10 protein-coding genes are annotated in these 14,015 nt (G+C 36.7%); 2 read left to right on the top strand and 8 right to left on the bottom strand.

Going from position 1 to position 14,015, the window contains the following annotated elements:
* Nucleotides 1-310 precede the first annotated feature (310 nt).
* Nucleotides 311-1,558: a GTPase HflX gene (gene hflX, locus EGI24_RS03210; protein ID WP_255046842.1), complete on the top strand. Its 1,248-nt coding sequence runs from the start codon at nt 311-313 to the stop codon at nt 1,556-1,558.
* A gap of 24 nt (nt 1,559-1,582) precedes the next feature.
* Nucleotides 1,583-3,013: an MFS transporter gene (locus EGI24_RS03205; RefSeq protein WP_255046841.1), complete on the top strand. Its 1,431-nt coding sequence runs from the start codon at nt 1,583-1,585 to the stop codon at nt 3,011-3,013.
* A gap of 376 nt (nt 3,014-3,389) precedes the next feature.
* Here EGI24_RS03205 and EGI24_RS03200 read toward each other — a convergent pair whose 3' ends face one another.
* From EGI24_RS03200 to EGI24_RS03165, 8 genes are all read right to left on the bottom strand, one after another.
* Nucleotides 3,390-4,532 carry an aldose epimerase family protein gene (locus EGI24_RS03200; RefSeq protein WP_262926168.1) on the bottom strand — a complete coding sequence of 381 codons (1,143 nt, stop codon included), beginning with the start codon at nt 4,530-4,532 and terminating at the stop codon, nt 3,390-3,392.
* Nucleotides 4,533-4,576: 44 nt separating this feature from the next.
* Nucleotides 4,577-6,232: a sodium/sugar symporter gene (locus EGI24_RS03195; RefSeq protein ID WP_255046840.1), complete on the bottom strand. Its 1,656-nt coding sequence runs from the start codon at nt 6,230-6,232 to the stop codon at nt 4,577-4,579.
* 127 nt (nt 6,233-6,359) lie between these two features.
* Nucleotides 6,360-7,058: an L-ribulose-5-phosphate 4-epimerase gene (locus tag EGI24_RS03190; RefSeq protein WP_255046839.1), complete on the bottom strand. Its 699-nt coding sequence runs from the start codon at nt 7,056-7,058 to the stop codon at nt 6,360-6,362.
* A gap of 43 nt (nt 7,059-7,101) precedes the next feature.
* A complete protein-coding gene (locus EGI24_RS03185; RefSeq protein ID WP_255046838.1) occupies nt 7,102-7,476 on the bottom strand; it encodes a four helix bundle protein in 375 nt (124 codons plus the stop codon).
* A gap of 101 nt (nt 7,477-7,577) precedes the next feature.
* Entirely contained in the window at nt 7,578-9,050 is a 1,473-nt protein-coding gene (araA, locus tag EGI24_RS03180; RefSeq protein ID WP_255046837.1) for an L-arabinose isomerase, read from the bottom strand.
* Between the two features lie 147 nt (nt 9,051-9,197).
* Nucleotides 9,198-10,835, bottom strand: a complete 1,638-nt coding sequence (locus EGI24_RS03175; RefSeq protein ID WP_255046836.1) for a ribulokinase — start codon at nt 10,833-10,835, stop codon at nt 9,198-9,200.
* 73 nt (nt 10,836-10,908) lie between these two features.
* Entirely contained in the window at nt 10,909-12,447 is a 1,539-nt protein-coding gene (locus EGI24_RS03170) for an alpha-N-arabinofuranosidase (RefSeq protein ID WP_255046835.1), read from the bottom strand.
* A gap of 205 nt (nt 12,448-12,652) precedes the next feature.
* Nucleotides 12,653-14,002 carry a CotH kinase family protein gene (locus EGI24_RS03165; protein WP_255046834.1) on the bottom strand — a complete coding sequence of 450 codons (1,350 nt, stop codon included), beginning with the start codon at nt 14,000-14,002 and terminating at the stop codon, nt 12,653-12,655.
* Nucleotides 14,003-14,015 lie beyond the last annotated feature (13 nt).

Raw genomic sequence — 14,015 nt, 5'->3', positions numbered from 1 at the left:
TTTTTTTAAAATAAATAAAGTATTGATATTAAGTATTTTGTCTCATTTTTTTAAATAACCTCATAAATTTCTAAGATTTTTTGGCCTTGAAAATCAAATCTTTGAAAACGAAGTATTGCATAACCAACAGAAAAAATCGTTAATATTGTTTTACTTTGTATTTAAAATAAAACCAAAGTTCATTTAGCATTGGCTAATTTTGATAAAAAACCTTGTCATTTATCCATGTATAGTTTGGAAAATGGAATGACGAAATTGCATCGAAGGCTATTTAATTAGATAGCATTTAAGAAACATTAAAACTCAAGAATTGCAGAATAAACCTCTTTTGTCTACTACCAAACCCCAAGAAACAGCTATCTTAGTGGGCTTGATATCACAAAAACAAAACGCCGAAAAAACCAAGGAGTATCTCGACGAGTTGGCATTTTTAGCTGAAACTTCTGGTGTAAAAACCATGAAGGTGTTTGTACAAAGACTTAACTATGCCGACCAAAAGACTTTTGTAGGCAAGGGAAAATTGGAAGAAATACAGACTTGGATAACGATAAATCCAGTTGATACCATCATTTTTGACGATGAACTTAGTCCATCTCAAGTAAGAAACTTGGAAAAAGCTTTTGAAAATATCAAAGTACTGGATAGAAGTTTACTGATTTTAAATATATTCTCTCAAAGAGCTCAATCTGACCAAGCCAAAAGGCAAGTAGAATTGGCACAGTACAAATATTTACTACCTAGACTGACAAGAATGTGGTCGCACTTGAGTAAGCAAAAGGGTGGAATTGGCATGAGAGGTCCTGGAGAAAAAGAACTTGAAACCGACAAACGAATTGTGCAGGACAGAATAGCTTTGCTAAAAGAGAAATTAGAGAAAATAGACAAACAATCGGCCACCCGTCGTAAAGAAAGAAACCAGTTGGTGAGGGTAGCTTTGGTGGGATATACCAATGTGGGTAAATCAACGTTAATGCAAAAACTTGCCAAAACAGAGGTTTTTGCTGAAAATAAATTGTTTGCTACCATAGATTCTACAGTCAGAAAAATGGTTCTTGGCAATATTCCTTTTCTGATAACCGATACGGTTGGATTTATTAGAAAGCTCCCAACTACGCTTATTGAATCTTTCAAATCTACTTTGGACGAGATAAGAGATGCAGACATCTTGTTACATGTGGTAGATATTTCACACGATTCTTTTGAAGAACAAATAGATGTAGTGAATGCTACGCTAGCTGACATAAACGCCAAAGACAAACCTACTGTTATAATTTTCAATAAATTGGATCAATACAGACCCCTTTCAGTGGAAGGCCTGGATAGACATTTGGCCACAGAGGAGGATCTGAAAATAAACTTAGAAAGACTGAAAACTGGCTATTTACAAAAAAATGCAGAAAATGTGGTCTTTATTTCTGCAACAAAAAATGAAAACATTACAGAATTGAGAGATGTAATTTTTAAACTCGTTAAAGAGAAACATTTCTTAATATATCCCAATTGGGACGCCGCCAAGAATGTATTCTACGAATGGCAAGATGAAACCGAAGTAAACTAGATTTAAAACAAATAACCCTAAATAATGGAAAACAAAAACACCTCTACAAATTTACCTGCACTTTATACCTTAATGACCGTCTGGTTTTTTTGGAGTTTTGTTGCAGCATCAAACGGAATATTGATTCCGCTTTTTAAAGAAAAATTTGAATTACAACAATGGCAAGCACAATTAGTAGATTTTGCATTTTATGCCGCATATTTTGTTGGTTCAGTGCTGTATTTGTTGCTTTCTAGCATTATGAAAACTGATATTTTGAACAAAATCGGTTATAAAAATGGTATTATTTATGGTTTGATAATTTCTGCTGTCGGTTCACTAATTTTTTATCCAGCGGCTGAGACTAAATCTTACTTTTTACTCTTAACTGCCTTATTTGTGGTTGGGCTAGGTTTTTCATTACAACAAACCGCCACTCAACCTTTTATGATAGCCTTGGGACCACCAGAAACAGGAGCAACAAGAATTAACCTTGGCGGTGCTGTAAACAACTTCGGTGGTACTATTGGGCCATTGATTGTTTCTTATGCAATTTTTGGATCCATTTCTCCTGAAGCGGCATTGAGTGCAACTATTGAATCTGTAAAGGTGCCGTATCTCCTACTTGGGGGATTGTTTGTTTTGGTGGCGGTGTTCTTTTGGATCTCAAAATTACCAAGGATTACAAACGACGAACACGTAGAAGCTGGATTAGGGGCTTTGAAATATCCACAATTGATATTGGGAATGACAGCCATATTTGTATATGTAGGCGTAGAGGTAACAATTGGTAGTAACTTGCCAGAATATTTGAAAGAGACACAAGGCTTGGTTTCATCTCAAGTTTCGAAATATGTATCACTTTTCTGGGGAAGTATGATGGTGGGTCGTTGGACGGCTTCTGTAGGTAACTTTGGACTGTCAGATAGTTTGAAAAAAATCCTTTGGGTGGTAGTTCCTTTTGTTGCTTTTGGTATAGTATTATATGTAAATTCTATTATGAGTGGTGACGTGAGCGATTTATACCCTTACGGATTCTGCGTAATTGTAATGATAGTGTCATTTTTTATGGCAAAAGAAAAACCAGTAAGGACTTTGTTGATTTATACAGGAGTAGGTGCGATCATGACTCTAATAGGTGTTTTTACAACTGGTAAAATCGCTTTGTTTAGTTTAATAAGTGGTGGCCTTTTCTGTTCTATTTTGTGGCCAAGTATATTTTCATTGGGAACTGCGGGGTTAGGAAAATACACGAATCAAGGCTCGGCATTTATGATTATGATGATTTTGGGAGGAGCGATTATTCCAGTATTGCAAGGGGTTATTGCTGATACCGTAGGTATTCAAACCTCATATTTATTGGCGGTGGCTTGTTTTGCATACCTTTTCTGGTTTGGAATCAGAGTTCAGCAAGTGCTTAGAAAACAAAATATTGATTTTGACAAAGAAGTTGCCAATGTGAAAGGCGGCCATTAATTTATTGGATATAGTTTATTTGAAAGCAGCAGAGATTTTTATTTCTGCTGCTTTTTTGTATGAAAAATTAGTTGGAAAGCTTTGGGTTTGGGTTTAATCTGATTGAAAAACTTATTTTCAAGTCTGACTTGTGTCTGAACGCTTCCTGCAAAAGACAGTGTAACCTGTCATACCTACTTTAATAACCGATTGGTGTCTGACTGTACCAATTTATTCTGTACACCAAACCTATTCAATATTTCTTGTGCTTATGTTTGCAGGTCTGACTATGGCTCATATATTAACTAAATGCCACGAATGCACAAATTGAATTGGTGAATTCGTGGCGAATAATTGCTTTTGAAATTTCAGGTCCGATTTACATCTGACCGCACTATTATTTTAATCCAAACTTGTAAACTGTTGTAGATGTGTACGTTTCTCCTGGTTTTAAAACTGTGGTTGGAAATGCCGACTGGTTTGGTGCATCTGGAAAATGCTGGGTTTCGAGACAAAATCCATATCTGAATTCATACTTTTTCCCAGATTTGCCTGTTGCTTTACCGTTCAAGAAATTTCCTGTATAAAACTGTACAGCAGGCTCTGTGGTAAACACTTCCATCGTACGGCCCGAAACTGGTTCTAACACTTTCGCAATAGATTTTAACTTATTGCTTTGGTCTGTAAACACCCAGCAATGATCATAGCCCCCTCCCAACTTAATGTCATTGTCTGTAGTATCGTTTATTCTTTCCCCAATCAAATGAGCTGTTGTAAAATCAAATGGCGTTCCTTTAACAGGTTTAAGTTCACCAGTAGGTATTAAACCCGCATCGGTAGGCAAAAACTTATCGGCATTGATGGTGATTTCATGGTCAGTGATGTCTCCATTACCTTCACCTTTTAGATTAAAATAAGCATGGTTGGTTAAATTAACCACTGTACTTTTGTCTGTTGTGGCTTTATAATCTATAGTTAGGGAATTGTCATTTTTCAAAGTATAAACCACCTCCACATTCAAATTCCCTGGATATCCTTCCTCTCCGTCTTTTGAAAGATAGGTAAGCTTTAATCCTGGTTCAGCACCTTCAAGCGGGGTGGCTGTCCAAATAGCTGCATTGAAGCCATTTAAACCTCCATGTAGTGAATTTGGGCCGTTGTTTATTGCCAAAGTGTATTCTTTACCATCCAATGAAAATTTTCCCTTTGCAATTCTGTTTCCAAATCTGCCAATTAAAGCCCCGAGATATTTTGTATTTGAAAGATAATCTTCTGGATTGTTAGAACCCAAAGTGATGTCTTCAAATTTGCCGTCTTTATCAGGAGCAGTCCATTTTATGATTGTCCCCCCTAAGTCAGAGATGGCAACTTCCATGCCGTTGGCATTTTTTAAAGTGTAAAGTTTTACACTATCTCCTGATGCTAAAACACCGAATGGTGCCTCTGAAATATTACTTTCTGCCATTGTTTTGTCGTTTGTTTTATTGTTGTTACATGCAAATGCTGCTAGAGCAGTTATTGCGATTAATAATTTTTTCATTGTTTTAATTGAGGTTGAAATTGATTGAAAATTTTAAAAGTTTCTTACCAAAATATATAATAAATAATACAAAAGACTGCGATAATGGCGATAGTTCCGTAACGAAATTCAGGTGTGACTTTGAACCAATCTTTGTTTACCACAAATGCATTGCTGCTTTCTTTGCCCTTTGATTCAATCAAACTTATAGCAATCATAACCAAGGCACAAATCCAGAAAACTACACCCATACGATTCATAAAAGGAAACTCTGGCCAAACATAAGCTATCAAACTACTTAAAACTATACTCAATATGGCTGAAACCAAAGCTGAGTTGGCCGTAGTTTTTTTCCAGAAAAACCCTAATAAGAAAATTGACAATATACCAGGGGAGATGTAACCCGTGTATACCTGAATATATTCAAATGCTTGTCCGAAGTTGGCCAAAAGTGGGCTTATCAAAAGTGCTAAAGCAAAAGAAACTAATATGGCGATTCTTCCAGTGCGGACCGTTTGTTTTTCGCTCATGTTTTTGTTGAAAAACTTTTGATGAATATCCAACACATAAATGGTAGAAATACTGTTTGCCTTACCCGCCAAACTGGCCACAATGGCCGCTGTAAGTGCAGCAAATGCAAGCCCTTTTAAACCAGTTGGTAAGATATTTAACAAAACTGGATATGCATTATCAGGTTTTACGATACCATTCTGAGTTATTCCATTAACTATTGCAGGGTCGGCATTTTCTTGAAACAAAACATAAGCTGCCAAACCTGGTAAAACCACTATGAAAGGCATCAACATCTTTAATCCTGAGGCGAATAATAAACCGTTTCGAGCCGTTTTCAAATCGGCACCCAATGCTCTCTGTGTAATATATTGATTGCAACCAAAGTAATTTAGGTTATTTACCCACTGGCCGCCAATAACAAACATCATTATCCCGGGTAGCTGTTGGTATGCATCTATAAAACCTCCCTTACCGTCATGTACCGAGTATTGCCCAGGACTAAACATCATGTGTAGATGACTATCGGCTTTTTCTTTTATTAAACTCAATCCTTCTAATACACCCGAACCCGATCCAACTCTATTTGATAGTAAATCTAAAGCTAAATACGTTGTGGCCAAACCACCAATAACTAAACAAACAACTTGAATCACGTCGGTATAGCCAATTACCTTCATACCTCCAAGTGTAATGACAATAGCAAAAATAGTTAAGAAAAACGCACACGGCATAAAACCAAAACCCGTCATTTTTTCTAAACTCAATGCACCTAAATAAATGATAGATGTAAGGTTAACTGTGATGTATAAAAACAACCAAAATACGGCCATAATTGTAGCCAAACGGGTATCATAGCGTTTTGCTAAGAATTGAGGCATAGTAAAAATCTTATTGTTTAGATACATGGGCAAAAAATATACGGCCACAATTATCAACGAAACACCGCCCAGGAGTTCATAAACCGAAATAGCCAAACCTAGCTGAAAAGCTTGTCCTGACATACCGATAAACTGCTCGGCAGAGATATTCGAAGCAATCAGCGACGCTCCAATTGCCCACCAAGTTAGTGAACCCTCGGCCAAAAAGAAGTCTTTTGAGTCGGCAGTTTGTTTACCTTTATTTTTATAAACCCAATAACCATAAGTGGCAACTATAACAAAGTATACCAGAAAAATTAAATAATCGAGCGTCTCCAATCCGAGTTTCATATCGTTTTTTATTAAGGGTTGATTTGTTTTTTAGTTGTGAGTTGTGCGTAATAAGTTGCGAGTGAAAACCTTTGAAATTAAGTATAGAGTTGTTTTTAAAACTAATTACTCAAACTTTGCAAATTCATTAGCATCCTTGTCCATAATAAGCATCCTTCCCGTGTTTGCGTTCATAATGTTTTATTCTCAAAGAATCCTTTAGTTTAAGTGTATTTGGATTAATTTGAAGTGTCAACATCGCCATTTTCGCTACCTCTTCGAGTACTGCCGCATTGTAAACCGACTTTGCAGCGTCTTTTCCCCAGGTAAAAGGTCCGTGGTTTTGCAAAAGGACCATTTCCACTTCTTTATGGCTCAAGCCTTTTTGCTCAAATATACCAAAAATTTGGTTGCCAGTCTCGTGTTCATAGTCACCTTTAATCATTTCATCTGATAATGCTGGTGCACACGGAATGTCTTGGTGTGTGTGGTCAGCATGGGTAGTTCCAAATATCGGAATATCCATACCTGCCTGTGCCCAAGCCACAGCATGTGTGCTGTGCGTGTGCGTAATGCCACCAATATCATCCCAAGTTTTATACAACAAAGCATGGGTTTTGGTATCGGAAGAGGGTCTCATTTTTCCATTCACCACCTTGGCATCATAATCCATAATTACGATATCTTCCCATTTCAATTCTTCATAAGGCACTCCACTGGGTTTTATAGCAAACACGCCATTGGCTCTATCTACTGCACTTACATTACCAAAAGTAAAAAGCACCAAACCCAACTTGGGCAATTGCATATTCGCTTCAAAGCATTCTTGTCTAAGTTCTTTATACATATATTTAGTTGGTAAGGTGGAAAGTTAGAAAGTTGGAAAGTATTCAGCTTTTCGCTTTTATTTTACTTACCAAAGAATTCGTCATTATTTCTAACTCTACACAGCTCTCCATAAGATTTTTATAATTTTCAATATTTAGATATTCCAAGTTTAAGGATATTTCTATTTGAGTTTGCAATTCATAAGTTGAACCTAAGGCAATATTCAAAAACCTTTTAAAGTCTCCTTGGGAATTCCTACCAAATCCCTCTGCAATGTTCGAAGGAATAGAAATGGCACACCTTCGCATTTGAGAAGTTAATCCAAATAGCTCTTCCTTTGGAAAATCCCTTGTTAGTCTATAAATATTAGTAACAAGTTGAATAGATTTTTGCCAAATAATAAGTTCTCTGTAGGATTTAATTTTAGAAGTCTCCATAATTTTTTGTGTTTTAAGTTTTGAAAATTTTAAAAACCAAATTCCCAAAAAATAAGCATAACTCCAAACTTTCCAACTTACCAACTTACCACCTTTCCAACTTAAAACCTCAACTGATTCTTCAATTCCCTAATCCTAGTATCAGCATCTATCACCACCAAATCCAAATTAAACATTTCTGCAAAATCTTCTAGGTATTCAGTTGTTAAGCTTTGGCTGAAAACTGTGTGGTGTGCACCACCTGCCATCAGCCATGCTTGTAAGCCAATTTCCATATTTGGAAGTGGTTTCCACAAAGCACGAGCCGTTGGCAATTTCGGGAATTTCTCTGTAACTTCTACTGCCTCCACTTCATTTACTAACAATCTAAATTTACTACCCAAATCTATTAAACTTACATTAATCGACGGTCCAGCACAGGCATTAAAAACCAATCTTACTGGATCTTCTTTTCCACCAATTCCCAATGGATGCACTTCACAGTTTACAGTACCATCGGCAATGCTTGGGCAAATCTCCAACATGTGCGAACCCAAAACCATAGGATTGGCCGGATCAAAATGATAAGTATAATCCTCCATAAACGATGTGCCGCCTTTCAATCCAGTTGCCATCACTTTCATAACACGCACCATAGCAGAGGTTTTCCAGTCGCCTTCGCCACCGAAACCATAGCCAGCTGCCATCATACGCTGAGAGCCTATACCCGACAATTGTCGCATGCCGTGCAAATCTTCAAAAGTATTGGTATAGGCTCCAAATCCGCCATCTTCCATAAATGCCTTGATCCCTAACTCAATTCTTGCAGCTTCTATCAAAGAAGAACGCATAGCTCCTTCTGATTTCAAAGAGGACATTATATGATAGCTAGCCTCATATTCCTTAATCAATTTCTGGATTTCAGCATCCGAAATTTGATTAATTACCTGTACCAAATCTCCAACCGCATACGTATTTACGGCCATTCCAAATTTCTCTTCTGCCGATACTTTGTTGCCATCGGTTACTGCAACTTGACGCATATTATCACCAAAACGAGCCACTTTCAGGTTTTTCATTTCGTTTCTACCCAAACATACTCTGGCCCAAACGCCAATTTTTGCTTTTACACTTGCCGAATCCCAATGACCTACCACTGTTTTGCGGTTGATTTTCATTTTTGTCAATATAAATCCATGCTCTCTATCTCCATGTGCCGACTGATTGAGATTCATAAAATCCATGTCTATCTCCGCATATGGAATTTCACGGTTAAATTGTGTATGCAAGTGCAGCAATGGTTTTTGCAGAGCCGTCAAGCCTTTTATCCACATTTTTGAGGGAGAAAAAGTGTGCATCCAAGTAATGATACCGATGCAGTTCTTGGCATAATTGGCCTCATTGCAAATCGTCAAAATCTCTTCTGGAGTTTTAACCACTGGCTTAAATACCACTTTTACCGGTATCTCAACTGAAGCATTTAATGCCTCCGCAATAATCTTTGAATGCTCATCGACTTGACGAAGCGTCTCTTCCCCATAAAGGTGTTGGCTACCCGTCACAAACCAAACTTCGTATTGTTTTAAATCTATCATTTTTTGTTTTGATCAACACATAGAATCATAGTTTACATAGACTACCATCTTCTTTTATGTCAATTTATTTTAGTTAAAATAATTATTTCGGATTATAGATTCATTTAAAATCTATATTTGTTATTTTCTTATATATTTAAAAAAAAATCAAGCCTTACTTTCAATAAACGCTCCAAAAGACAAATACTTCGCATACAATTTCTTATAAACTTCCACCTTATCTTTTTCAGGAAAATAGGTCGTGTCGAAACCAGAACCCATGGCTTTTTGGGCTTCGTTGATGTTTGTGAAAACTCCTGCAGCCGTAGCTGCATTCATGGCAGCACCTAAGGCACATGCTTGGTCAGAACTTGCAACTTTTATGGGCACGTCCAACACATTAGCCAATGTTTGCATCACAAAAGCTGACTTTTTGGCAACACCACCAATCGAAATAACTTGCTTGATAGGTACACCTTCATTGATAAATCTATCGACAATGGCTTTTGACCCATAGGCAGTAGCTTCCACCAAAGCTTTAAAAATCTGAGCAGCATCTGAACCTAAATTCAGACCATATATAGCTCCCTTCAAAGTATGATTTGCATCTGGAGTGCGTCGTCCATTAAACCAATCCAAGGCGATTGGGTCATTTTCGGTAAGCATTATTTGAGCCGCTTTTTCTGATAAATGAGGAATCAGCTTTTCTGATAATTTATCTTTTTCATCCTGACTATCTATCAAATCAAAAACTGGGCCTAATAGCATTTTTTGAAACCAAGCATATACATCTCCAAAGGCAGACTGTCCTGCCTCCATGCCCAACATACCAGGCACGATTGAACCGTCAACTTGCCCACATATTCCTTTTATCAACAAATGACCAACCTCCTCGTTAGGAGCTATCAGCATATCACAAGTAGAAGTTCCCATTACTCTGACAAGCGAGTATGGCTCAATCTCAGCACCTACACCACCCATGTGAGCATCAAAAGCACCTACGCCTATGATTACGCTTTCAGGTAATCCTAGTTTTGCCGCCCATTCGGCTGAGATGGCTCCCATGGCTTGGTCAGAAGTGTAAGTTTCTGAAAACATCCTATCTCTTAATCCTGCCAGAAGTGGGTCGAGGGTAGTTAAAAACTCTTCAGAAGGCAAACCATCAAATTCAGGATGCCACATGGCTTTGTGTCCAGCTGCACATCTGCTTCTTTTCAAAGTTAACGGATTGGTATTTCCGGTCAATACTGCAGAAATCCAATCACAATGTTCTACCCATGAAAAGGCTTTTTGACGAATACTTGCATCGACTCTAAGTGTTCTCAAGATTTTTGCCCAAAACCATTCTGATGAATAAATACCGCCAACGTATTTTGTGTAGTCTACTTTCCAGCTATGTGCAAGCGTATTTATTTGCTCAGCTTCGTCGTTTCCTGTGTGGTCTTTCCAAAGAATAAACATCCCATTCGGATTTTCGGAAAATTCCGGCAACATTGCCAAAGGCGTTCCATTTATATCTACAGCCACTGGTGTTGAGCCAGTTGTGTCAACCGAAATACCAACAATATTTTGTATGAGCTCTTGACTTTGATTTTGCAAAGCACCTTTAATGGCATTCTCTAAACCCTCCAGATAATCCATTGGATGCTGACGAAACTGCGAATTGGAAGGATCACAATACATCCCTTTTTTCCAACGCTCGTAATAATGTACGTGAGATGAAATTTCGTTTCCATCAGTATCTACCAAAAGTGCCCTCACTGAGTCTGTACCGTAGTCTAGGCCAATTGTATATTTTATGCTCATTTAAAAATAATATTTATTTCAAAAGTCAACCTGAATAATTTGCAGGAAATCTCTCCATTTAAGAATGCAGAAATTATTTCTTCAAATTCAAAACTAAAACAGAATATGCTGGAATGGTCAATTTTAGAACACCTTTGTCTAGTTTAGCACCCGAAAAATCTTTACTAGTAACCTTGTTGGGTTCCTCAAAAGAATTGTGGTCACTGATGTTTGAAGAGGCAAGAATTTGGCCTGAAAGTTTAGAAAAATCTTCTCCTCTTAAATTTATAATTACTTCATGTGATTTCTTGAAATCAATATTTGTCAAGGAAATATTCAACGCACCTGAAGCATCTTTTGAAGCAGATGCTGACACAGCGGTAAGTTTTTTATCGCCAAACTGGTAATTAGGAGACTCAATGTGCAATGGCACCAGTGTGGCATCTTGATGTACATTGTACATTTTCATAACATGGTAAGTTGGCGTAAGGATCATTTTTTCTTCTTTGGTCAAAATAACGGCTTGAAGCACGTTTACAATTTGAGCTAAGTTTGCTCCACGAACTCTATCTGCGTGATTGTTGAAAATATTAAGTGTTAAACCGGCTATCATGGCATCACGCATGGTATTTTGTTGGTACAAGGCACCTTTGCCTTCTGCATCGGTATCGTACCAACCGCCCCATTCGTCCACTATCAAGTCGATTTTCTTTTCTGGGTCATATTTGTCCATGATAGTGCTGTGCTTGGTTACGAACTCTTCCATTTTCCAAGCTTCTTGCATAGTTTTGAAATAAGTTGCCTCAGAAAAACCCATTGAAGGACCTTTGGTTTCTACCCAACTCAATACCGAATAATGGTGCAATGCCAATGCTGACATCATATTGTGAGGAATGTTTTTCATCAAGGTTTCGGTCCAGTTAAAATCATCGCTACTTGCACCTGAAGCCACTTTGTAAAGTTTAGATTCTGGCGTAATGTCTTTCATGAAAGTAGCATACTGACGGTAAATATTGGCATAATAATCCGCAGTCATATTGCCTCCGCATCCCCATGCTTCGTTGCCAACCCCCCATATTTTTACGTTCCAAGGCTCTTTACGTCCATTCTGAATTCGAAGATCAGACATTGGACTTCCCGTTGGCTGATTTACATAGCTTACCCAGTCGGCCAAATCTTTAACGGTTCCACTACCCACATTACCAGCTAAATAAGGTTCTGCTCCAATTTTCTCGCACAAATCGAGGAAATCATGTGTTCCAAAACTATTGTCTTCTGTAACTCCACCCCACCAAACATTCACCATTTTCGGGCGATTGGCTTTAGGACCTATACCGTCTTTCCATTGGTAAGCATCTGCAAAGCAACCTCCAGGCCAACGAAGATTGGGCACTTTGAGGTCTTTCAAGGCAGTTATGATATCATTTCTTACCCCCGAAGTATTGGGGATTTTGGTATTTCCTTCTCCCACATAAATACCTTCATATATGCACCTTCCCAAGTGTTCAGCAAAGTGCCCATATATATGTTTGTTAATTTTGGTTTTAGCTAAGTCTGAATTTAAAGTGATTTTAGTCTGAGAAAACCCAGTTAATGATAATAGAATTAAGGATAATAAATAAAACTTTTTCATGCAATATATTTTGATTGAAATATAAATTGTGTGAAATTAACACAATATGAGTTTTTGAACAAATAATTATTGAAATTATTATATAAATTAAACATAATAATAATGAAAAAATCAAATAACTACTAAAAAATGGAATAACTATAAAGCACCCAAATAAACTTTACTAAAAAATATATTTATTTCGAATTTAGTATTTTGTGATTTATCACTGTTTTACAAAATCTAATGTAGCGACATATCTTTCATTTATATATTTTTCCAAATCAACAATTGACTTAGAAAAATTCGATACTGCTGATAAATGGCTATACGGTGGTTTTTCTGCTTCTGAACCTTCAAAATTAGGTTGTAAAATAGCTTTTTGCTTTCGAAGATATTCACTCAAATTTGAAGGATTAAAATCTCTATCAATAAAGTCTTTGACAGCTGCCTTATAAAATGAATAATATTCAGGATCATCAATTAAATATCTAATTAGCGGCCATTGATTTGCTACCTCCTTCATTTCAAAAGTTAGGGCCGTTCGGTTATTTCCCCCTTTCATTTGAAACGACAAATTCATGTCATAAGGTAGGTAATTAAGCTTTTGATCAACATTTAATAAAAAATAATTATGCGTTATTTGTCCATACCCGTCCCAATTGCCCACAGTATTGTTTACGGCCAAGTACCTCAAAAAACTTTTAACATCAAATATCAATTCTAAATCTTTTTTCCATTGAGCTTTATTTGAGAGCCTTAGGTTACTATTTAACACCGACACAAATTGTTTAACATCTTCATAATCAGCTAAGGTTTTATTATTTTGTTTTTCAAATTCAGCTAAATTAAAAGATTGAAAACTTGATTCAGGTTTGTAAACATTTCCAACTTCTTTACCAATTTGATTATTAACTAAATGTTCGACCACTGACTCAATTACCTGATATACGCCACAATATTTTGAACCTTGACCAAAGTCTATATAAACCTTGTAATTGGCAACTTTACATGCTAATACTCCATTTTTCCTAAAAAGACTAGTCAAAAGTTTTTCTTTCATAAAAGTATTATCTCCAAAACTTGGTGAAAATGATAATTCTCGGAAACCAAAAAAACGCTGATTCTTAATTTCTTTATGTTGGTCTTCGAACTCATCAAACTGAATTTTAAATGGCAATTTATAAATACCACTTCGCCAACTTGAATTTAGTGAAGCATTGCCTTTTAGACGAAATCCAACATTTTTCCAAGTAAAATCACCTTGGGTTACTTCTGCCTTTACATAAATAGGATCTCCAGGAACAGCATCCAAAACAGATGCTTTTAGCGGTGTGACACCAGGTATAGCTGTTTGACTACCGAATTTTCGAGCAATACGCATTTCCATATCGCGTTGAATTTTCTCCCAATTTTCTATTCCTATTTTTATTCTTATAATTCTGATTTCCTCTTCAGGAAATACCCAAGAATAGTCAGGTATGCTTCCAAAAGCCCTTTGAAATTTTGGGTCTATGTTTTTTTCACACGAAAAAATAAACAATAAAGAAATTCCAAGAACAAGAGAAAAACGCATTATGGTTAATAAA

This window comes from Lacihabitans sp. CS3-21, assembly GCF_024343675.1.
GTDB lineage: Bacteria > Bacteroidota > Bacteroidia > Cytophagales > Spirosomataceae > Leadbetterella.
This window is presented reverse-complemented; position numbering and strand designations above follow the sequence as displayed.

Coding starts and splice junctions, on each gene's coding strand:
- EGI24_RS03190 (WP_255046839.1), bottom strand. CDS start 7,058: ATGTATAAAGAACTTAGACAAGAATGCTTTGAAGCGAATATGCAATTG.
- EGI24_RS03170 (WP_255046835.1), bottom strand. CDS start 12,447: ATGAAAAAGTTTTATTTATTATCCTTAATTCTATTATCATTAACTGGG.
- EGI24_RS03165 (WP_255046834.1), bottom strand. CDS start 14,002: ATGCGTTTTTCTCTTGTTCTTGGAATTTCTTTATTGTTTATTTTTTCG.
- EGI24_RS03185 (WP_255046838.1), bottom strand. CDS start 7,476: ATGGAGACTTCTAAAATTAAATCCTACAGAGAACTTATTATTTGGCAA.
- EGI24_RS03205 (WP_255046841.1), top strand. CDS start 1,583: ATGGAAAACAAAAACACCTCTACAAATTTACCTGCACTTTATACCTTA.
- araA (WP_255046837.1), bottom strand. CDS start 9,050: ATGATAGATTTAAAACAATACGAAGTTTGGTTTGTGACGGGTAGCCAA.
- EGI24_RS03195 (WP_255046840.1), bottom strand. CDS start 6,232: ATGAAACTCGGATTGGAGACGCTCGATTATTTAATTTTTCTGGTATAC.
- EGI24_RS03175 (WP_255046836.1), bottom strand. CDS start 10,835: ATGAGCATAAAATATACAATTGGCCTAGACTACGGTACAGACTCAGTG.
- EGI24_RS03200 (WP_262926168.1), bottom strand. CDS start 4,532: ATGAAAAAATTATTAATCGCAATAACTGCTCTAGCAGCATTTGCATGT.